The 20,478-nt window shown below is 64.1% G+C and carries 16 protein-coding genes and 1 pseudogene; 14 read left to right on the plus strand and 3 right to left on the minus strand.

Annotated elements, in window-relative coordinates; translation table 11 throughout:
• Nucleotides 1-94: 94 nt before the first annotated feature.
• Nucleotides 95-2,191 (minus strand): 3-hydroxyacyl-CoA dehydrogenase NAD-binding domain-containing protein, encoded by a 2,097-nt coding sequence (locus tag AC0L3B_RS12540; protein ID WP_354159505.1) that lies wholly within the window; start codon nucleotides 2,189-2,191, stop codon nucleotides 95-97.
• 127 nt (nucleotides 2,192-2,318) lie between these two features.
• Between AC0L3B_RS12540 and AC0L3B_RS12545 the strand changes: the two genes are divergently transcribed.
• From AC0L3B_RS12545 to AC0L3B_RS12590, 10 genes and pseudogenes are all read left to right on the plus strand, one after another.
• Nucleotides 2,319-3,185, plus strand: a complete 867-nt coding sequence (locus AC0L3B_RS12545; protein WP_007599713.1) for an IclR family transcriptional regulator — start codon at nucleotides 2,319-2,321, stop codon at nucleotides 3,183-3,185.
• A gap of 66 nt (nucleotides 3,186-3,251) precedes the next feature.
• Entirely contained in the window at nucleotides 3,252-4,049 is a 798-nt protein-coding gene (locus AC0L3B_RS12550; protein ID WP_007599710.1) for an ABC transporter ATP-binding protein, read from the plus strand.
• Nucleotides 4,046-4,759: an ABC transporter ATP-binding protein gene (locus AC0L3B_RS12555; RefSeq protein WP_007599709.1), complete on the plus strand. Its 714-nt coding sequence runs from the start codon at nucleotides 4,046-4,048 to the stop codon at nucleotides 4,757-4,759. Before AC0L3B_RS12550 ends, AC0L3B_RS12555 begins: the two co-directional genes overlap by 4 nt.
• 12 nt (nucleotides 4,760-4,771) lie before the next feature.
• Nucleotides 4,772-5,650, plus strand: a complete 879-nt coding sequence (locus AC0L3B_RS12560; RefSeq protein WP_007599708.1) for a branched-chain amino acid ABC transporter permease — start codon at nucleotides 4,772-4,774, stop codon at nucleotides 5,648-5,650.
• Between the two features lie 2 nt (nucleotides 5,651-5,652).
• Entirely contained in the window at nucleotides 5,653-6,669 is a 1,017-nt protein-coding gene (locus AC0L3B_RS12565; protein WP_026233593.1) for a branched-chain amino acid ABC transporter permease, read from the plus strand.
• A gap of 31 nt (nucleotides 6,670-6,700) precedes the next feature.
• The gene (locus AC0L3B_RS12570) at nucleotides 6,701-7,936 is read left to right on the plus strand and encodes an ABC transporter substrate-binding protein (RefSeq protein WP_026233592.1); all 1,236 of its coding nucleotides are present in this window, start codon (nucleotides 6,701-6,703) and stop codon (nucleotides 7,934-7,936) included.
• 121 nt (nucleotides 7,937-8,057) lie between these two features.
• The gene (locus AC0L3B_RS12575; protein WP_473380445.1) at nucleotides 8,058-9,284 is read left to right on the plus strand and encodes an ABC transporter substrate-binding protein; all 1,227 of its coding nucleotides are present in this window, start codon (nucleotides 8,058-8,060) and stop codon (nucleotides 9,282-9,284) included.
• A gap of 238 nt (nucleotides 9,285-9,522) precedes the next feature.
• Nucleotides 9,523-10,752 carry an ABC transporter substrate-binding protein gene (locus AC0L3B_RS12580; RefSeq protein ID WP_473380446.1) on the plus strand — a complete coding sequence of 410 codons (1,230 nt, stop codon included), beginning with the start codon at nucleotides 9,523-9,525 and terminating at the stop codon, nucleotides 10,750-10,752.
• 193 nt (nucleotides 10,753-10,945) lie between these two features.
• The gene (locus AC0L3B_RS12585; RefSeq protein ID WP_377791468.1) at nucleotides 10,946-12,229 is read left to right on the plus strand and encodes a glycerate kinase type-2 family protein; all 1,284 of its coding nucleotides are present in this window, start codon (nucleotides 10,946-10,948) and stop codon (nucleotides 12,227-12,229) included.
• Nucleotides 12,230-12,415: 186 nt separating this feature from the next.
• Nucleotides 12,416-14,161 (plus strand): annotated as a pseudogene (locus AC0L3B_RS12590) (putative bifunctional diguanylate cyclase/phosphodiesterase); the annotation flags it as partial.
• A 263-nt stretch (nucleotides 14,162-14,424) separates the two neighbouring features.
• Here the strand turns inward: AC0L3B_RS12590 and AC0L3B_RS12595 are convergent.
• Complete coding sequence (locus AC0L3B_RS12595) at nucleotides 14,425-14,946, minus strand: MarR family winged helix-turn-helix transcriptional regulator (RefSeq protein WP_007605305.1); 522 nt, start codon at nucleotides 14,944-14,946, stop codon at nucleotides 14,425-14,427.
• 175 nt (nucleotides 14,947-15,121) lie between these two features.
• Between AC0L3B_RS12595 and AC0L3B_RS12600 the strand changes: the two genes are divergently transcribed.
• From AC0L3B_RS12600 to AC0L3B_RS12610, 3 genes are read left to right on the plus strand one after another with little or no spacing between them, the layout of a single operon-like run.
• Complete coding sequence (locus AC0L3B_RS12600) at nucleotides 15,122-16,162, plus strand: branched-chain amino acid ABC transporter permease (protein WP_377828378.1); 1,041 nt, start codon at nucleotides 15,122-15,124, stop codon at nucleotides 16,160-16,162.
• A 7-nt stretch (nucleotides 16,163-16,169) separates the two neighbouring features.
• On the plus strand, nucleotides 16,170-17,939 hold the full coding sequence (locus AC0L3B_RS12605) for a branched-chain amino acid ABC transporter ATP-binding protein/permease (RefSeq protein WP_473380447.1): 1,770 nt from the start codon (nucleotides 16,170-16,172) through the stop codon (nucleotides 17,937-17,939).
• Entirely contained in the window at nucleotides 17,936-18,667 is a 732-nt protein-coding gene (locus tag AC0L3B_RS12610; RefSeq protein WP_473380448.1) for an ABC transporter ATP-binding protein, read from the plus strand. The genes AC0L3B_RS12605 and AC0L3B_RS12610 overlap by 4 nt, the downstream gene beginning before the upstream one ends.
• 181 nt (nucleotides 18,668-18,848) lie before the next feature.
• Here AC0L3B_RS12610 and AC0L3B_RS12615 read toward each other — a convergent pair whose 3' ends face one another.
• Nucleotides 18,849-19,472: a pyridoxamine 5'-phosphate oxidase family protein gene (locus AC0L3B_RS12615; RefSeq protein ID WP_473380449.1), complete on the minus strand. Its 624-nt coding sequence runs from the start codon at nucleotides 19,470-19,472 to the stop codon at nucleotides 18,849-18,851.
• A 120-nt stretch (nucleotides 19,473-19,592) separates the two neighbouring features.
• Between AC0L3B_RS12615 and AC0L3B_RS12620 the strand changes: the two genes are divergently transcribed.
• Nucleotides 19,593-20,477 (plus strand): LysR family transcriptional regulator, encoded by an 885-nt coding sequence (locus AC0L3B_RS12620; protein ID WP_473380450.1) that lies wholly within the window; start codon nucleotides 19,593-19,595, stop codon nucleotides 20,475-20,477.
• Nucleotide 20,478 lies beyond the last annotated feature (1 nt).

Genomic DNA, 20,478 nt, shown 5'->3' on the forward strand with positions numbered 1-20,478 from the left:
GGGGCTGCCCCCGTCCCTGACCCTCCCCCACAAGGGGGGAGGGAACGGAGAGAGCGTTGCCCGGGACGAGACATCACAGCCACCGCCAATCCAATCACGCCGCTTTCGAGCCCGCCGCGAGCGAGGCGAAGGTCTTGCCTTCGGCCGCGAGCTTCTTCAGCAGCGGCGCGGGCTCGAGGCTCGGATCGTTGGTCTCCTTGGCGTAGAAGGAGAGCCGATCGGCGATGTGCTTGAGGCCGACGGTGTCGGCCCAGAACATCGGGCCGCCGCGGTAGATCGGCCAGCCATAGCCATAGAGCCAGACCACGTCGATATCGGACGGGCGCGCGGCAATGCCCTCTTCCAGGATCTTCGCGCCCTCGTTGATCATCGGGTACATCATGCGCTCGAGGATCTCATCGTCGCTGACGACGCGCTTCTTGCGGCCCAAACGAAGCAGCGTCTCGTCGATCAGCTTCTCGACTTCGGGATCGGGCAGCGCCGAACGGGAGCCGGCTTCGTATTTGTAATAGCCCTTGCCGGTCTTCTGGCCGAAGCGTCCGGCTTCGCAGAGCGCATCCGCGATCTCCGACTTGATGCCGCGGTCCTTGCGCGAGCGCCAGCCGATGTCGAGGCCGGCGAGGTCACCCATCGCGAACGGCCCCATCGGCATGCCGAACTTCGTCACGACGGCGTCGACCTGCTGCGGAAGCGCGCCTTCGAACAGCAGTTTCTCGGACTGCTTGCCGCGCTGGGCCAGCATGCGGTTGCCGACAAAGCCGTCGCAGACGCCGACCACGGCCGGCACTTTTGCGATTTTGCGCGCGATCGAGACCGCCGTCACAAGGGCATCCGGCGCGGTCTTGTCGGCGCGCACGATCTCGCACAATTTCATGACGTTGGCGGGAGAGAAGAAGTGCATGCCGAGCACGTCCTGCGGACGCTTGGTCGACTTCGCGATCTCGTCGATGTTCAGGTAGGAGGTGTTGGAGGCGAGCACGGCGCCCGGCTTGACGTACTGGTCGAGCTTGCCGAACACTTCCTTTTTCACTGCCATGGTCTCGAACACGGCTTCGATGACGAGGTCGGCGTCGCCGACGTTCTCGATGCCCACGACGCCGTTGATCAGCGCCATGCGCTTCGCGGGCGCATCCGCCGGGATGCCGCCCCGTGCCGCGGTCGCTTCCCAGTTCTTCTGCATGATGCCCATGCCGCGCTTGAGCTGCTCCTCGCCTGTCTCGATCAGGGTGACGGGAACGCCGGCATTGGCAAAGGACATCGCGATGCCACCGCCCATCGTGCCGGCGCCGAGGATGGCGACGCGGTTCACGGGCCGCGGCTTGGTCCCTTCAGGAACGCCGGCGATCTTGCTGGCCTCGCGCTCCGCGAAGAAGGCATAACGCTGCGCCTTGGACTGATCGCTGGCGACGAGCTTCAGGAAGCCCTCGCGCTCCTTCTTCAGACCTTCGTCGAACGGCAGGTCGATGGCGTAGCCGACGGCGTCGGCCGCCGCGAACGGCGCTTCCAGGCCGCGCGACTTCTTGGTCATGGCGGCGACCGCATTGGTGAAGATCGAGCGGTCGGCCTTGGCCGCTGCGATCTTGGAGTCGTCGTCACGCAGGCGGCGCAGCGGACGCTTTTCAGCCAGCAGCTTTCGTACGAAGGCTTCGCCACCGGCGGCCGGACCCTCGACGATCTCCTCGATCAGACCGTTCTTCAGCGCTTCCGCCGCTCCGATCGGATCACCGCCGACGATCATCTTGACCGCGAGCTCCGGTCCAACCGCGCGCGGCAGGCGCTGGGTGCCGCCGGCGCCCGGCAGCAGGCCGAGCTTCACCTCGGGGAGGCCGAGCTTGGCTTCCTTCACCGCGACGCGGAAATGACAGGCGAGCGCGACCTCGAGGCCACCGCCGAGCGCGGTGCCGTGGATCGCGGCCACGACCGGCTTCGGTGAATTCTCGATCTCGGAAAGCACGTCGTTAAGGGCGGGCGGCTTCGGCGGCTTGCCGAATTCGGTGATGTCGGCGCCCGCGATGAAGGTGCGGCCGGCACAGGTCAGCACGATGCCCTTTATGGCGGGATCGGCGACCGCGGCCTTGATGCACTCCAGAATTCCGCCACGAACGGCGGCGCTCAGCGCGTTGACCGGAGGGCTGTCGACCGTGACGATCCCGACTTCGTCATGACGCTCAAGCTTGACCACTTCGCTCACGGTGTCCCTCCTTGGTGGGGTAACTTTGTTCAATTTCGCATTGCGGAATTTAATTCCGCATCTTGACGGCAGGGTTATTTTGAAGCACGTGGCTTGTCAACGACTCCGCGCAAGAAGCAGATCAGGGATGAAGCGTACAGGAAAGAAGACAGCGACCGATCGGAATTTCGTCGTCGCGCTTTCCCGCGGACTTGACGTATTGCGCGCATTCCAGCCCAGCGACGGACTTCTTGGCAATCAGGAAATCGCGGCCCGCACCAATTTGCCCAAGCCGACCGTTTCGCGGCTGACCTATACCTTGACCAAGCTCGGCTATCTGACGCCGGTTCCCCGCTTCGAGAAATATCAGCTTGCGCCGGCCGCGATGGCGCTCGGCTACGCCGCGTTGTCCAATCTCGGCGTTCGGCATTTGTCCGAGCCGTTTCGCGAGGAAATGATGCGCGCGACCGGCGGAGCCGTTGCTGTCGGCGGCCGCGACCGTCACAGCATGATCTATTTCGGGCAAAGCCGCGGCAGCGAGACGGTCGGCGTTCAACTTGACGTCGGCTCCCGCGTGCCGATTGCAACCAGCGCGATGGGCCGCGCCTATTTCTGGGCGCTTGAGGAAAACGATCGGGCGGAACTGTCTCGTGTCTTGCGCGAACATTACGGCAGCCGCTGGCCCAAGATGCGCGACGGCTTGGAGCGCTCCGGCGAGACGGTCGCGAAATATGGATTTGCGATTTCGGTCGGCGACTGGCACGACGACATCGGCGCCGCCGGCGTCGCGCTCAGGCTCAACGACGGAACCGGTCCTTACGCATTCAATTGCGGCGCGCCCGCATTCCGCTTCACGGAAGAGCGTTTGATCAACGACATTGGACCGCGTCTGCTTGCGATGGTAAGGAACATCGAAGCGGCACTCGGGGGTCTGATGCCGCATTCCAAAAAAGACGTCAGCAAAAAGCTGAAATCAGGAGGGAAAGTTGCGCGTGTGGCCGAGGGGATCAGATAGCCTTTGTCATCATCGGGAGCGGTTCACATCGCCCCTTCGCTCACTGAACACAGTGGGCGAGACGAGATGACGCAGGCACAGCTCGCGCAGGGGACATCGCCCCTGCTCGCGGTTCGCGACGTCAGCGTCGTGTTCGGCGGCATCGTCGCGCTCAATGGTGTGTCCTTTGACATGCACAAGGGCCAGATCCTCGGCTTGATCGGCCCTAACGGCGCCGGCAAGACCACGCTCTTCAACTGCCTCTCGCGGCTCTACCAGCCGTCGTCCGGCGACATCCTGATGGAGGGCGCGAGCATCCTGACGCGCCCGCCGCACCGGATCGCGGAGATCGGCATCGGCCGCACCTTTCAGAACGTGGCGCTGTTTCCGAATTTGTCGGTGATGGACAATGTCCGCGTCGGCACCCATGCCCGCACCTCCAGCGACATCATCAGCGACTCGCTGCGGCTGGCCTGGGTTCGCCGCAGCGAGAGCGACGTCAACAAGAAGGTGCACGAGATCCTCGCCTATCTCGACCTCGAGGACGTCGCCCACACCGTCGTGTCGGGCCTGCCGTTCGGCACGCAGAAGCGCGTCGAGCTGGCGCGCGCGCTCGCTGCCGATCCGAAGATCCTGCTGCTCGACGAGCCCGCCGGCGGCCTCAACCACGAGGAAGTCTACGTGCTCGGCGACCTCATCCGCCGCATCCGCGACGAACGCCACATGACCGTGCTGCTGGTCGAGCATCACATGGGCCTCGTGATGTCGATCGCCGACCACGTCGTCGCGCTGAATTTCGGCAAGAAGCTCGCGGAAGGCACACCCGCCCAGGTGCAGGCGGATCCCGACGTCATCAAGGCCTATCTCGGGAGCAAGGACCAATGACGACGCTGCTCAACGTCAAGGACCTGCGCGCCTATTACGGCCAGGTCCAGGCCCTCCACGGTCTGTCCTTCTCGCTCAGCGAGGGATCGCTGACCACGTTGCTGGGGGCCAACGGCGCCGGCAAGACCACCACGCTGCGCGCGATCTGCAACATGGTGCGCTCAACCGGCGGCATCGAGTTCGACGGCAAGCCGCTGAACAACCGCTCCACCGAGAGCATCGTGCGGTTCGGCATCGCCCATGTGCCGCAGGGCCGCGGCACCTTCACCACCATGACGGTGGAGGAAAACCTCCAGCTCGGCGCGATCACCCGCAAGGACAGCGCCGGCATCGTCTCCGACATCGAGCGCATGTATGCGCATTTCCCGGTGCTCAAGCAGCGGCATACCCAGCAGGCCGGCACGCTCTCGGGCGGCGAGCAGCAGATGCTGGCGGTCGCCCGCGCCCTGATGCTGCGGCCGCGGCTGATGCTGCTGGACGAGCCTTCGTTCGGCCTGGCGCCGCTGGTGGTGCGCGACCTGTTCGGCATCCTCGGCAAGATCAACCGCGAGGACAAGGTGTCGATCCTGGTGGTCGAGCAGAACGCCCAGCTCGCGCTGGAGCTCGCCGACCAGGCCTATGTGATCGAGACCGGGCGCATCGTGATGTCGGGCAACGCCAAGGACATCGCGAACAACGAAGAAATCCGCAAATCCTACCTGGGTTACTGAGGAGCCGGCACGATGGAGCTGTTCACCAACCAAGTGCTGGCCGGCATCGCCACGGGCGCGATCTACGCCTGCATGGCGCTCGCCGTGGTCATGATCTATCAGGCGATCGACCATCTCAACTTCGCCCAGGGTGAGATGGCGATGTTCTCGACCTTCATCTCCTGGCAGCTGATGCAATGGGGCATCCCATATTGGGCTGCCTTCGTGATCACGCTGGCATTGTCCTTTGTCGGCGGCATCGCGATCGAGCGCATCCTGTTCAAGCCGCTCGCCAAGGCGCCGGTGCTGACCAACGTCGCCGGCTTTATCGCGCTGTTCGCGATCATCAACTCCTCGGCCGGCCTGATCTGGGACTTCACCATTAAGCAGTATCCGACCCCGTTCGGCTCCTCGCCCTTCCTCGGCAGCCAGCTGATCTCGACCCACCAGGCCGGCATGATCGGCGTCACCGTGCTGCTGCTGCTCGGCCTCTACTTCTTCTTCCAGTACACCAAGATCGGCCTCGCCATGCGCGCGGCCGCCTCCGTGCCTGAATCGGCCCGACTGGTCGGCATCAACACGAGCTGGATGATCGCGCTCGGCTGGGGCATGGCGTCCGCGATCGGTGCGATCGCCGGCATGCTGATCGCACCGGTCGTGTTCCTCGAGCCCAATATGATGGGCGGCGTGCTGATCTACGGCTTCGCCGCGGCGGTGCTCGGCGGACTGACCAGCCCGTTCGGCGCCGTGGTCGGCGGCTTCCTGGTCGGCGTCTTCGAGAACCTCGCCGGCACCTACATTCCCGGCGTCGGCAACGAGCTGAAGCTTCCGATCGCGCTCGCGCTGATCATTTCCGTCCTGGTCGTCAAACCCGCTGGCCTGTTCGGCCGGCAAATCGTCAAGCGAGTTTGATCATGAGCGCTGCAGAAGACGTCGTCACGGAAGCCCCGGCCGTCGAGGCGGTTCCGAAGCGGGCGATGACGCTGGGCACGGGCACCTCTCTGTTGGTGCTGGCGGTGCTGTTGATCGTGCCGGTGTTCGTCAAGAACTTCATCATCTTCCAGATGACGATGCTCCTGATCTACGGGCTCGCGGTGCTGGCCTTGAACATCCTGACGGGCGGCTCCGGCCAGTTCTCGCTCGGCCAGAGCGCCTTCTACGCCGTGGGCGCTTATACGTCGGCGGTGCTGATGGAGTACTTCAACGTCAACTATGCGCTGACAATTCCGATTTCCGCCGCGGTCTGCTTCGCATTCGGCTACCTGTTCGGCAAGCCGGCGCTGCGGCTGTCGGGCGTCTATCTCGCGCTCGCGACCTTTGCGCTTGCCACCGCGATGCCGCAGCTGCTGAAGCTGAACTTCCTCGAGCACTGGACCGGCGGCGTGCAGGGCCTCGTCGTCACCAAGCCCGACGCGCCGTTCGGGCTGCCTATGTCGCAGGACACCTGGCTCTACTACTTCTCGCTCGCCGTCGTGCTCGCGATCTACATCTTCTCGGTCAACCTGCTGCGCTCCCGGTCGGGCCGCGCCTTCATGGCGATCCGCGACAACGAGATCGCGGCCTCCTCGATGGGCGTCAACGTCGCACTGTACAAGACGCTGGCCTTCGGCGTGTCCGCCGGCATCACCGGCGTTGCCGGCTCGCTTGGCGCCATCGCCGTGCAGTTCGTCGCGCCCGACAGCTACACGATCACGCTTGCGATCTCGCTGTTCCTCGGCATGGTCGTCGGTGGCGTCGGCTGGCTGCCCGGCTCGTTCGTCGGCGCCGCCTTCATCATCTTCGTGCCGAACATGGCGGAGGGCATCTCCAAGGGCCTCTCCGGCGCGGTGTTCGGCGTACTCCTGTTCGCCGTCATCTACCTCGTGCCGCACGGCGCGAGGCAGATTGCGATCATGGGCCAGCAACTCGTCGGCCGGCTCAGAAAGAACTGACAACCCGTTGATTAAGCTAAGGAGACCCGAATTGTTTTTTGAAAGAACACTGCGAACCGCTGCGCTGGTGACGGCAACGGCGGTCATCACTCTCACCTCCGGCGCCGCATTCGCCCAGAAAAAATATGACACCGGCGCGTCCGATACCGAGATCAAGATCGGCAACATCATGCCGTATAGCGGTCCGGCCTCGGCCTATGGCATCATCGGCAAGACCGAAGAAGCCTACTTCAAGATGATCAACGACAAGGGCGGCATCAACGGCCGCAAGATCAACTTCGTCACCTATGACGACGGCTATTCGCCGCCGAAGGCCGTCGAGCAGGTCCGCAAGCTGGTCGAGAGCGACGAGGTGATCGTCGTGTTCAACCCGCTCGGCACGCCCTCGAACAGCGCGATCCAGAAATACCTCAACGCCAAGAAGATCCCGCAGCTGTTCGTCGCCACCGGCGCCACCAAGTGGAATGACCCGAAGAACTTCCCCTGGACCATGGGCTGGCAGCCGTCCTACCAGAGCGAAGCGCAGATCTACGCGAAATGGCTGTTGAAGGAAAAGCCGGACGCCAAGATCGCGATCCTCTATCAGAACGACGATTTCGGCAAAGACTACCTCAAGGGCACCAAGGACGGCCTGGGCGCCAAGGGCGCGTCCATGATCATCATGGAAGAAAGCTACGAGGTGTCCGAACCCTCGATCGACGGTCACATCGTCAAGATCAAGGCGGCCAATCCCGACGTCCTGCTGATCTACGCGACGCCGAAGTTCGCGGCCCAGACCATCAAGAAGACCGCCGAGCTGAGCTGGAAGCCGCTGCAGATCCTCACCAACGTGTCGATCTCGGTCGGCAGCGTGATGAAGCCGGCCGGCTTCGAGGCCTCGCAGGGCGTGCTGTCGGCGGCCTATGCCAAGGACTCCACGGACCCGCAGTGGGCCAACGACCCCGGCATGAAGAAGTGGAACGAGTTCGTCGACAAGTACATGCCGGGTGCCGACAAGTCCGACACCAGCATGGTCTACGGCTACGGCGCGGCGTCGACGCTGGCCAAGGTCCTGGAGATGTGCGGCGACGATCTGACCCGGGCCAACATCATGAAGCAGGCGGCCTCGTTGAAGGATTTCGCACCGGATACCCTGCTGCCCGGCGTCAAGATCAACACCAGCCCAACCGACTTCGCCCCGATCGCCCAGCTCCAGATGCAGCGTTTCAAGGGCGAGAAGTGGGAACTCTTCGGCGAGATCATCAGCGGCGACATCGCCACGGAGTGACGCTCTGACGCTATAGTCCGACACATCGAGAAGCCCCCGCGAACGAATCGCGGGGGCTTTTTGTTGACGTCCCGCATCAATCTTGTTCAATGCGGCGGCGATCCGTTCCGGGTGGAGAAAGATGACTGCCGTTCGATTTCAGGTTGCGGGCGTTCTGGCCGCATTCGCGTTGTGCACTGCGATGAGCGGCCCGGTCCTGGCGCAGAAGAAATACGACAGCGGCGCTTCCGATACCGAGATCAAAATCGGCAACATCATGCCCTATAGCGGCCCGGCCTCCGCCTATGCGGCGATCGGCAAGGCCGAGGAAGCCTATTTCAACAAGATCAATGCCGAGGGCGGCATCGGCGGCCGCAAGATCAAGTTCATCTCCTACGACGACGGCTATTCGCCGCCGAAGACGGTGGAGCAGGCCCGCAAGCTGGTCGAGAGCGACGGGGTGCTGCTGATCTTCGGCTCGCTCGGCACCTCCACCAACGGCGCCATCCGCAAATACATGAACGAGAAGAAGGTGCCGCAATTGTTCGTGGCGAGCGGCGCTTCGAAGTGGAACGATCCGAAGCAATATCCCTGGACCATGGGCTGGCAGCCGAGCTACGCCAGCGAGGCGCGCATCTACGCCAAATACATCATGAAGGAGAAGCCGGACGGCAAGATCGGCGTGCTCTATCAGAACGACGATTTCGGCAAGGACTACCTGAAAGGGCTGAAGGATGGCCTTGGACCCAAGGCCTCGATGATCGTGCTGGAAGACGGTTACGACACGTCGGAGCCGGCAATCGACGAGCACGTTGTGAAATTGAAGGCCTCCGGCGCCGACATTTTCGTCAGCATCACCACCCCGAAATTTGCAGCGCAGGCGATCAAGAAGGCGGCCGAGATCGGCTGGCATCCGGTCCACATCATCTCCAACGTCTCGGCCTCGGTCGGCGGCGTGCTCGAGCCGGCGGGGCTCGAGATCTCGCAAGGGATCCTGTCGGCGAGCTACACCAAGGACGGCTCCGACCCGCAATGGAATGCCGATGACGGCATGAAGAAATTCTACAACTTCCTCGCCAAATACGATCCCAAGGCCAACAAGCTCGATGCCGGCGTGGTGTTCGGCTATGCCGCCGCGCAGACCATGGTGAAGGTGCTGCAAATGTGCGGCGACGACCTCACCCGCGACAACGTCATGAAGCAGGCCGCCTCCTTGAAGGATTTCCAGCCCGACACGCTGTTGCCAGGCATCAAGATCAACACCGCAGCCGACGATTTCGCCCCGATCGAGCAGCTCCAGATGATGCGCTTCAAGGGCAAGAAGTGGGAGCTGTTCGGGGACGTGATCTCGAGCGAGCTCGACCACTGAAGCCGCGCAACTCAAACTCGCTCCTGATCGGTTCATCAACTCAAGCGGATGTCGCTTCTCGCAGTCGCACACGAGCCGCGGCCGCCCCTGACTACTAAAGAAGCAGCCCCCGCGACCCCGCCGCAGGGGCTTTCTGTTGTAGGCATCAGGTAAATCGTATTGAATTGCGGCTGCGTCACCAAAAACAGGCAACACAAGAAAAGGGACGCACACACACCAAGAAAATAGGGAGATAGGAATGCCCGCTGTCACCGGCAAACTTGCGGCCGCGTCACTGGCGCTCGCGCTCATTGCGGCCTCGGCCTCCACTGCATCGGCCCAGAAGAAATACGACACCGGCGCGACCGATACCGAGATCAAGGTCGGCAACATCATGCCTTACAGCGGACCGGCCTCCGCCTACGGCATCATCGGACGGACCGAAGCCGCCTATTTCAAGAAGATCAACGACGACGGCGGCATCAACGGTCGCAAGATCAACTTCATCAGCTACGACGACGCCTACTCGCCGCCGAAAACGGTGGAGCAGGCGCGCAAGCTGGTCGAGAGCGACGAGGTGCTGTTCATCTTCAACTCGCTCGGCACGCCGCCGAACTCGGCGATCCACAAATACATGAACTCGAAGAAGGTGCCGCAGCTCTTCGTCGCCACCGGCGCCACCAAGTGGAACGATCCGCAGAACTTCCCCTGGACCATGGGGTGGCAGCCCAACTACCAGAGCGAGACGCAGATCTACGCGAAGTGGCTGCTGAAGAACAAGCCCGACGCCAAGATCGCCGTGCTGTTCCAGAACGATGATTACGGCAAGGATTATCTCAAGGGCCTGAAGGACGGCCTCGGCGCCAAAGCCGCGTCGATGATCGTCGTGGAGGAGAGCTACGAGACCTCCGAACCGACCATCGACAACCACATCGTCAAGCTGAAGTCGACCGGCGCCGACGTCTTCATGAACATCACGACGCCGAAATTCGCAGCCCAGGCGATCAAGAAGAACGCCGAGATCGGCTGGAAGCCGCTGCACTTCCTCAACAACGTCTCTGCCTCCGTCGGCAGCGTGATGAAGCCTGCCGGCTTCGAGAACGGCCAGGACATCATCTCGGCCGATTATCTGAAGGACGTATCGGATCCGCAGTGGGCCAATGATGCCGGCATGAAGGACTTTCTCGCCTTCATGACCAAATACTTCCCCGAGGGCGACAAGCTCGATAAGGGCACGATCGTCGGCTATGCCGTGGCCCAGACCCTGGTTCAGGTCTTGAAGCAGTGCGGTGACGATCTCACGCGCGAGAACGTCATGAAGCAAGCGGCGAATCTGAAGGACTTCCGCACCGAGGCCCTGCTGCCGGGCGTAAAGATCAACACCTCGCCGACCGATTTCGCGCCGATCAGCCAGCTTCAACTCGAGAAGTTCAAAGGCGAGAAGTTTGAGCTGTTCGGAGACGTGATCAGCGCCGACGTCGGCGGTTAGCCCCATCAAGGACGCGACGACGGAAACCCCCTGCGAACCATCGCAGGGGGTTTTTGCTTGCGCGGCGATTATGATCACGCGATTGCACAATCGAATGATGGCAAAGCCGGCTTACGCTTTGGCGCATGATGCGGTAGGCAGGTGAGCGGCGCGTTCGCCGCCAGTCTTTCCTGTCCGCTCAAGGCCCTTCGTCATGACCGACCGACGCCCCCTGCTCCGCGCGCTCTACGACGCCGCCGTTGCCGCCGCTCATCCGAGCACAATTCTGGCGCCGCACCTGCGGCCCGCGCCAAAGGGACGCGTGATCTGTCTCGCCGCCGGCAAGGGCGCGGCCGCGATGGCCGCCGCCGCCGAGCGGCATTATCTCGACACGCTCGGGCTCGCACCAGAACGCCTCGTCGGCATCGCCACCACGCGTCACGGCTACGGCGTGCCGACGCGCCGCATCCGCGTGGTCGAGGCCGGTCATCCCGTGCCCGACGAAGCCGGCCTGAAGGGCGCGGCCGACACGCTGGCGCTCGCGGCCGAGGCCGGGCCGGACGATCTGCTCTTGGTGCTGCTCACCGGCGGCGGCTCGGCGAACTGGATCGCGCCCGTCAACGGCATCAGCTTCGGGCAGAAGCAGGCGGTCAACAAGGCGCTGCTCCGCTCCGGCGCGCCGATCGGCGAGATGAATGTCGTGCGCAAGCATCTGTCGCGGATCAAGGGCGGGCGGCTGGCGCGCGCCGGCAAAAATGCCGCCGAGATCGTGACGCTTGCGATTTCCGACGTGCCGCATGACGATCCCTCCGCGATCGCCTCGGGTCCGACCGTGCCCGATCCGACGACGCTCAATGATGCGCGCGCCATTGTCGCCAGGTACAAGCTCGACATCGACGATGCCGTCCGCCGCGCGCTGGACGACCCCGCCAACGAGAGCTGCAAGCCCGGTGATGCCGCCTTCGCGCGCGCGCATTTCGAATTGATCGCACGTCCGAAGCAATCGCTCGACGCTGCGGTCAAACTCGCGCATGAGGCCGGTTACGAGACGATCGATCTCGGCGCCGACCTCGAAGGGGAGGCCCGCGACGTTGCCGCCGATCACGCCAGGCTGGCGCTTCAGGCCCGCGCGCAGGGCAAGCGGGTCGCGATCCTCTCCGGCGGCGAGCTCACGGTCACCGTGCGCGGCAATGGCCGCGGCGGGCCGAACCAGGAATATGCGCTGGCGCTCGCCGGCCTCTTGAAGGACACGCCTGACATCTCCGCGCTCGCCGGCGACACCGACGGCGCCGATGGCGGTGCCGGCAATCCCACTGATCCCGCCGGCGCGCTTATCGACGCGGCGACGTTCGCGAAGATGGCGGCGCAGGGGCTGCAGCCGCAGGCCTATCTCGACAACAACGACGCGACCACGTTCTTCGAGGCGACGGGCGATCTGTTGCTGCCGGGGCCTACGCTGACCAATGTGAACGACATCAGGGTAATCCTCGTCGACTGACACGGCGGCATCGCCATCCCGCCGGCGCCGCGCGCGTTCGGCGGGACGACATGGTTAACGATCTCTGAATTCTCGTCGGTGTCCTCTTTTCCAGGGCGCGGCATCGCCGCCCTTAACCTCGCGTTCGCCGCAGTTTCAGGAACATGTCCCGAAATTGGGCGAATTGTCGGGCTGATCTACCGCGAGATGTACGCGCTCTCGCCCGACCAGGTGCACCCGGGCACGCCGATCAAGGACCTGATCGAGCATCGGCTCAAACTGGGCCTGAGCATCGGCGGAGAAGCCGGCGCCTATGTCCGTGCCCGCACCGAGGGTTCGGTCGTCAGTGAGCAGACGGTCCAGCAATTCGCCGACGGACGAATCATCGCCTACACCATTCATCCCCTGCCCGACGGCGGCGGCATGGCGACGCACGAGGACATTACAGAGCGCGAAGAGCTCAGTCGGCGGTTGCAGGAGCGCAACTTCCAGTTCGACATCGCGATCAACAACATGTCGCACGGACTCTGCTTCTTCAGCGCCGACCATCGGCTGGTGGTCTGCAACACGCACTTTATCGAGATGTACGGCCTGCCGCCCGACCGCGTTCGTCCGGGCACGCCGCTCCAGGAGATCCTCGACCTACGCTACGAGGTCGGCAGCGTGCCGGCGATGACGCGGGAGGAATACGCCAAATGGCGGACCGATGTCGCCATGTCAGCCGAGGCCATGGACAGCATCGTCGAGATGCAGAACGGGCGAACCTTCAAGATCAGGCACCGACCGATGCCCGATCTCAGGTGGGTCGCGACCCACGAAGACATCACCGAGCAGCGCAAAGCGGAATTGCAGATCGCGCATATGGCGCACCACGACGCGCTGACGGACCTCGCCAATCGCGCCCTGCTCGGCCAGCGCCTCAAGCAGGCGCTCGAACAGGGCGGGATGTTCGCGATCCACCACGTCGATCTCGACAAGTTCAAGGCCGTCAACGACACCCTGGGCCACCAGGCCGGCGACATCCTGCTGCAGGATGTCAGCCGCCGCCTCAAGCAGCTCGCGCGCGACAGCGATACGGTCGCGCGCATGGGTGGCGATGAATTCGTGATCCTCCAGACGCCGATTTCCGATTCGAGCGAGGCGGACCTGCTGGCGCGCGACGTTGTCAGGACGCTGAGTGCTCCGTTCGGGCTCGACGGACACCAGACCATTGCGGGCGCGAGCATCGGGATCGCGATTGCGCCTGGCGACGGCTCGACGCCCGAGCAACTCCTGCACAATGCCGATCTGGCCCTGTATCGCGCGAAAAGCGACGGCCGCGGCATGCACTGCTTCTTCGAACCGGCCATGGGCGAAGAGGCGCAAAGCCGTCGCGCGCTGGAGCAGGACCTGCGCAACGGCCTTGCCGCCGGCCAGTTCGAACTGCACTACCAGCCGGTCGTGAAGACCGACGGCGGCGAGATCAGCGGCTTCGAAGCCTTGATCCGCTGGCGACATCCCCGGCGCGGACTGGTCGCGCCCAACAGCTTTATCCCGCTTGCGGAAGAGATCGGCCTGATCGTGCCGATCGGCGAATGGGTGATCCGGCAGGCCTGTGCCACTGCAAGCCGATGGCCGGACCATCTGCACGTCGCCGTCAACATCTCGGCGGTGCAATTCCGCCAGCCGGGCCTGACGGAGGTGATCGTCGGCGCGCTGGCGGCCTCCGGCCTCGATCCGCGGCGGCTGGAGATCGAGATCACGGAAAGCGTGTTTCTGCAGGACAGGAACGGAACGCTGACGACGCTGCACCAGCTCCGGGCGCTGGGCATCATGGTCGCCATGGACGATTTCGGCACCGGCTATTCGTCACTGACCTATCTGCAATGCTTCCCCTTCGACAAGATCAAGATCGACCGGTCTTTCGTCAGCGGCGTGGAAAACAATGCGGCATCCCTCAGCATCGTGCGGGCGGTGGCGGCACTGGCGCGCGGGATGGGCATGACGACGACGGCGGAGGGGGTGGAGAGCAGGAGCAACGGGACCGGATCGCAGCGGAGGGCTGCACGGAAATGCAGGGCTATTTGTTCAGCCCTCCGTTGCCCGCCGAGGAAATCGAGCGCCATTTCCTGTCCGCGAAAACACCTGCCATGCCCGACCGGTTCGCTCTGCGGCATAACCGCCGCCAGCCCGCCCGCGCTTCCGGGTTTGATGCCCGGTCGCCGGGCAATCAACCGTCAAAACTCGTTGGCGATCTTCGAGAGCATCCCGAGCAGGGCTTCGCGGTTGGACGGCCCGAGCAGCTCGTTCAGCCGGGCCTCGTGCTTGGTGGCGACGAGCTTCTTGGCGCGGGCCAGCACGGCCTTGCCCTTGTCGGTCAGCACCAAGATGTGCGAGCGGCGGTCGTTGGTGGAGCGGATCCGCGCGCAAAGGTCGCGGCTCTCGAGATTGTCGAGCATCGCCACGAAATTCGGGCGCAGGATGCCGAGGGTGGAGGCGATCTCGGTCTGGTTACGGCCGGGGTTTTTCTCGACCAGCAGCAGCACGGAGAACTGCGCCGGCGTGAGCTGGAGCGAGGCCATGCAGCGCAGGAAGTTCTCGAACACCTTGAGCTGTGCCCGCTTCAGGACATAGCCGAGCTGCTCCGAGAGCTCGCCGAGCTGGAGGGCTTCGCCGGGCCCGTCGGCCGCGTCCTTGCGGCCCTTGGCGGTCTCGGCGGGTTTTTCAGAGGACTTTTCAGCGGTTTTGGAAACGGTCATCGCCTCATGCTCGCAATCCCGTTAAGTTCGGGAGGATCGTTCGCCACTCTTGATGTTATATTTGATAATTGTTATGGACCATATCAAATATCGTCAGCGCTGTTCAATGGCTGTGAGCGGACCGTCCACCACAATCAGGGGACCGGTCCTGAATCTTTGAGGGGAGCGTCCGGTCTTGAATACCACCATCATGCTGTTCCTGCTGCAGGACGGCATCACCAATGGCGCGATCTATGCGCTGCTCGGCCTGGCGCTGGTGCTGGTGTTCGCCGTCACCCGCGTCATCCTCATTCCCCAAGGCGAATTCGTCACCTATGGCGCGCTGACCTATGCCTCGCTGGCCGCGGGCCAGATGCCGGGTACGGCGAAACTCGCGCTCGCCCTGGGCATTGGCGCCTTCGTGTTCGACCTGTTCGCCGCGCGCAAGGCGCTGCACGGACGCCTGATCCTGCGCAGCGTCATCACCAATATCGTGCTGCCGGCCATCGTGCTGGCGCTGACCGTCTACTACGCCGCTCAGAAGCCGCCGGTTGCGGTCTGCATCGCACTGTCGCTGGTGATCGTGGCGATGATCGGCCTGTTTCTCTACCGCATCGCATTCCAGCCGCTGGCGCACACCTCCGTGCTGGTGCTGTTGATCGCCTCGGTGGGCGTTCACCTCGCGCTTCAGGGTTTGGGCCTTTTGTTCTTCGGCGCCGAAGGCCAGCGCGGACCTGCCGTGCTGTCCGGCTCCTTCACCAGCGGTGCGCTGCGCTTCACCGGCCAGAGCATCACGGTCTATGGCATTACCATCGCCTTCATCGTCGGGCTGTGGCTGTTCTTTGGGTTGACACTTTACGGCAAGGCGCTGCGCGCGACCGCTGTGAACCGGCTCGGTGCCCGGCTCGTCGGCATCCGCACCACGCTGTCCGGGCAGATCGCCTTCCTGCTGGCGTCCGTCATCGGCGCACTGTCGGGCATCATGATCGTGCCTATCACGACGCTGTATTACGACTCGGGCTTCCTGATCGGCCTGAAGGGCTTTGTCGCCGCGATCATCGGCGGGCTTGTCAGCTACCCCCTCACCGCCGTCGCGGCGCTGGTCGTCGGCATCGTCGAGGCGTTCTCGTCCTTCTATGCCTCCAACTACAAGGAGGTGATCGTTTTCATGCTCTTGATTCCCGTGCTGCTGCTGCGCTCGCTCGCGGCGCCTGCGGTCGAGGAAGAGAAGGACTGACGCCAAGATGCAGAGCCGGCTCCCCATCCTCATCTTCGCGCTGATCATGGCGGCGATCCCGTTTGTTCCGGGCATGCCCCCATTCTGGATCGTGCTGCTCGACAATATCGGCCTCGCGGCCCTGGTCGCGATGGGCCTCGTGCTGCTGACCGGCGTCGGCGGCCTGACCTCGTTTGGACAAGCGGCCTTCGTCGGCTTCGGCGCCTACACCACCGCGGTGCTGTCGACAACCTACGGCATGTCGCCCTGGCTGACGCTACCACTGTCGCTGCTGGTCAGCGGATTGCTGGCGGTGCTGCTCGGCCTCGTCACGGTCCGTCTCTCCGGCCATTATCTGCCGCTCGGCACGCTCGCCTGGGGACTCGGCTTGTTCTATCTCTTCAGCAAGCTGGAATTTTTGGGAAGAAACGACGGCATCTCGGCGATCCCGCCGCTGTCGATCGGCTCGTTCAAAATGCTCTCGCCCGGCTCGATCTACTACGCGATCTGGGTTGCCGTGATCCTCTCGGCGTTGCTCACGATGAACCTGCTGGACTCCCGCACCGGCCGCGCCATCCGCGCGCTCCGGCGCGGCCATGTCGCGGCCGAGGCGTTCGGCGTGCACACCCCGCGGGCGAAAATGCTGGTGTTCATCCATGCCGCCGTGCTCGCCGGCCTCTCCGGCTGGCTCTACGCCCATCTTCAGCGCGCGGTGAACCCGACGCCGTTCGGCGCGCAGGCGGGCATCGAGTATCTCTTCATCGCCGTGGTCGGCGGCGCCGGCTATGTCTGGGGCGGCGTCCTGGGCGCGGCGCTGGTCGTGGTCCTGAAGGAAGTGCTGCAGAGCTACCTGCCGTTGATCCTGCCCGGCTCGGGCCAGGTTGAAACCATCGTGTTCGGCATCATGCTGGTGGCGTTGCTCCAGCTCGCCCCCGGCGGCGTCTGGCCCTGGCTGATGTCGTTCCTGCCCCAGGCTACCGGTGGCAAAAAGCCGGACACCTCGCTGAAATTGGAGCAGCGCACCCGCTCCCCCGGCCAATCCAGCGTCCTGCTCCAGGTCGAGAAGGCCCGGAAACAATTTGGCGGCGTGGTCGCGGTGAACAACGTCTCCTTCGACGTCCAGGCTCGCGAGATCGTCGCGCTGATCGGCCCCAACGGCGCCGGCAAGAGCACCACCTTCAACCTGATCACCGGCGTGCTGTCGGCCAGCTCGGGCTCGATCTCCGTGCTCGGCAACAAGGTCGACAGGGCGCCGCCGCAGGAGATCGTCAAGCTCGGCATCTCCCGCACCTTCCAGCACGTCAAGCTGGTGCCTGATATGACCGTGCTGGAAAACGTCGCGATCGGTGCCCATCTGCGCGGCCATTCGGGGCCGATCTCCTCGATGCTGCGGCTCGACCGCACTGATGAGACAAAGCTGCTCGCCGAAGCCGCCCGCCAGATCGAGCGCGTCGGACTTGGCGAGCAGATACATCAGCTCGCAGGCTCGCTCTCACTGGGACAGCAACGGATCGTCGAGATCGCCCGTGCGTTGTGCGTCGATCCGATGCTGCTGCTGCTCGACGAGCCGGCCGCCGGCCTGCGCCACATGGAGAAGGAGCGGCTCGCGGCGCTGCTGCGCGAGCTGCGCGACGGCGGCATGAGCGTGCTGCTGGTCGAGCACGACATGGGCTTCGTCATGAACCTCGCCGACCGCATCGTGGTGCTCGATTTCGGCACCAAGATCGCGGAAGGAACGCCGGCCACGATCAAGACCAATCCCGAAGTGATCAAGGCCTATCTCGGAGTGGCGGCATGAGCGCGCTGTTGTCCGTCGCCGACGCCCATGTCGCCTATGGCAAGGTCGAGGCCGTGCGCTCGGTCTCGCTCGAAGTCGGCCAGAACCAGATCGTCACCATCGTCGGTGCCAACGGCGCCGGCAAGACCACGCTGCTCTCCGCCATCATTGGCATCTTGCCGCTGAAGGGGCGCGTTTCATTCGCAGGTCAGGATCTGTCGCGGCTCGACATCGAGGACCGCGTCGCCATGGGGCTTGGCCTCGTTCCCGAGCACCGCGAATTGTTCGTGACCATGAATGTCGAGGACAATCTCGAGTTAGGGGCCTTCCGCATCGAGAGAAGCAAGGCGAAAACCTCGATGGAGCGGGTCTACACGCTGTTTCCGCGGCTCAAGGAGCGGCGCAAGCAGCTCGCCGGCACGCTCTCCGGCGGCGAGCAGCAGATGCTCGCGATGGGCCGCGCACTGATGGGCGAGCCCAAGCTCCTGATGCTGGACGAGCCGAGCCTCGGCCTCGCCCCGATCATCGTCGCCGACATTTTCCGCATCGTCACCGAACTGCGCGCCGCCGGCGTCTCCGTGCTGCTGGTCGAGCAGAACGCGCAGGCGGCATTGAAGATCGCGGATCAGGCCTATGTCATGGAGCTCGGCGAGTTCGTGCTCAGCGGCAAGGCCAGCGACATCGCGGCGAACGAGCGCGTGGCGGCGAGCTATCTCGGCTTCCAGCACGAAGGCGCGAGTGTGTTGTAGTTTCGAGACGCTTCCTCAAACTCATCTGTCATCGTCCGCCTAGTGCGCAATTGCGCACAGGGGCGGACGATCCAGTATTCCAAAGACCGCTATGCTTGAACCGAGGCGCCGCGGCGTACTGGATGCCCCGCCTTCGCGGGGCATGACATCGGAGGATTCAGGGAGAGACGAAGATCGTGGCCTAGCTTGCCCCCTTCTCCCCCTTCAGCGCCGCCACCTCCGCCTCCAGCTCCGCGATTTTCGCATCCCTTGCCGCCAGCGCCGCTGCCACATCGCCAGCGTCGAACTTCTGCGGGATGTGCTGCGGGCAGTTCGTGTCCCACGCTTCGATCTTGAACAGGATCACCTGCTCGGGCCGAGCCCGATAGCCTTTCGGCATCAGCGATGTCGTCAGCGCCTCGTCGTCCTCGACCACCCGCGCTTCGCCCCAGATCTTCACCCGGCGGCGATGGGCGTAGTCCATCACGAAGATGTAGGCCTTGGGATTTTCGGATAGGTTTCCCTGCGTGATGTATTGCCGATTGCCGGCGTAGTCCGTGAAAGCCAGCGTCTGCTTGTCCAGCACCTTCAAGAAGCCCTTCGGGCCGCCACGATGCTGGATGTAGGGCTGGCCGTCGGCCGAGGCCGTGGCGAGATAAAAGCTGTTGGCGTCGGCCAGAAACGCCGCGAGCTTCTCATCGACCTCGGTGCGCCAGCCGCGCTGCTCGGCATGCGCATAGCCTTCGCGTGATCCCTTGCGGGTCTGGATCGACTTCACCGCCGGCGTGAACGCCACGTCGCTGGCGTAGGTGTGAGTTGCCGTCATCGGAACGTCTCCTGAAATCCCGGCGCATCCCTGCGACTTCGCGATCTAAAGTGGACTTTTCGCAGGCTAAAACAATCGTCCCGCTTGACACTTCATCATTGCGGTATAGGCAATAATGCCATGGATCGCCTCGAAGCCATGCATGTTTTCGTCACCGTCGCCGACCTGCGCGGCTTCGCGCCGGCGGCGCGAAAACTGCGGCTGTCGCCCTCCGCGGTGACGCGGCTGATCGCGGCGCTGGAGGAGCATCTCGGCGCGCGGCTGTTGCAGCGGACCACCCGTCAAGTGACCCTGACCGACGTCGGCACGCGCTATCTGGAGCGCGTGCGTCGCATCCTGGCCGATGTCGAGGAGGCCGACGGCTCTGCACGGGAGGAGCGCAACCGGCCGAGCGGGCGGCTGGTGGTGTCGGCGCCGGTCGGCTTCGGCCGGCTCCATGTCGGGCCTGTCATGATCGCCTACCTCAAGCGCTATCCCGAGGTCGCCTGCGAATTGCGGCTGTCGGACAATCTGGTCAATCTCGTGGAAGATGCCGTCGACGTCGCGGTGCGGATCGGCCATCTCGCCGACTCCTCTCTCGTCGCGCGCCAGGTCGGCGAGATGCGGCGGATCGTGGTGGCGACACCTGGCTATCTCAAGCGCCATGGCGAGCCGAAGACGCCGGAGGCATTGCTCGGGCACCAGACCATCGCCTTCGGTCCATCCGCGAACTGGCGCTTCGTGCAGGACGGCCGCGACATCGAGGTGGCGCCGAATCCATGCTTCGCCAGCAACAGCGCCGACGCCGCCCTGCAATATGCCGAGGCGGGCGGCGGCGTGACCCGGGTGCTGGCCTATCAGGCTGCCGAGGGCCTGCGGCGCGGGCGGCTCAGAATCGTGTTGGCGAAATACGAGCAGCCGGCGTTGCCGATCCACATCGTCTACCCGACCTCGCGCCTGCTCTCCGCCAAGGTGCGCGCCTTCGTCGATCTCGTGGTGGAGACCGCGGAGTGGAAATTCGGGTGAC

It is taken from the genome of Bradyrhizobium sp. Kon56 (genome assembly GCF_055807635.1).

Excerpts from the sequence above, each read along its gene's own strand:
- AC0L3B_RS12555 (WP_007599709.1), top strand. The coding sequence starts at position 4,046 with ATGACGACGCTGCTCAACGTCAAGGACCTGCGCGCCTATTACGGCCAG.
- AC0L3B_RS12550 (WP_007599710.1), top strand. The coding sequence starts at position 3,252 with ATGACGCAGGCACAGCTCGCGCAGGGGACATCGCCCCTGCTCGCGGTT.
- AC0L3B_RS12615 (WP_473380449.1), bottom strand. The coding sequence starts at position 19,472 with ATGACGGCAACTCACACCTACGCCAGCGACGTGGCGTTCACGCCGGCG.
- AC0L3B_RS12605 (WP_473380447.1), top strand. The coding sequence starts at position 16,170 with ATGCAGAGCCGGCTCCCCATCCTCATCTTCGCGCTGATCATGGCGGCG.
- AC0L3B_RS12545 (WP_007599713.1), top strand. The coding sequence starts at position 2,319 with ATGAAGCGTACAGGAAAGAAGACAGCGACCGATCGGAATTTCGTCGTC.
- AC0L3B_RS12610 (WP_473380448.1), top strand. The coding sequence starts at position 17,936 with ATGAGCGCGCTGTTGTCCGTCGCCGACGCCCATGTCGCCTATGGCAAG.
- AC0L3B_RS12620 (WP_473380450.1), top strand. The coding sequence starts at position 19,593 with ATGGATCGCCTCGAAGCCATGCATGTTTTCGTCACCGTCGCCGACCTG.
- AC0L3B_RS12595 (WP_007605305.1), bottom strand. The coding sequence starts at position 14,946 with ATGACCGTTTCCAAAACCGCTGAAAAGTCCTCTGAAAAACCCGCCGAG.
- AC0L3B_RS12580 (WP_473380446.1), top strand. The coding sequence starts at position 9,523 with ATGCCCGCTGTCACCGGCAAACTTGCGGCCGCGTCACTGGCGCTCGCG.
- AC0L3B_RS12560 (WP_007599708.1), top strand. The coding sequence starts at position 4,772 with ATGGAGCTGTTCACCAACCAAGTGCTGGCCGGCATCGCCACGGGCGCG.
- AC0L3B_RS12565 (WP_026233593.1), top strand. The coding sequence starts at position 5,653 with ATGAGCGCTGCAGAAGACGTCGTCACGGAAGCCCCGGCCGTCGAGGCG.
- AC0L3B_RS12575 (WP_473380445.1), top strand. The coding sequence starts at position 8,058 with ATGACTGCCGTTCGATTTCAGGTTGCGGGCGTTCTGGCCGCATTCGCG.
- AC0L3B_RS12585 (WP_377791468.1), top strand. The coding sequence starts at position 10,946 with ATGACCGACCGACGCCCCCTGCTCCGCGCGCTCTACGACGCCGCCGTT.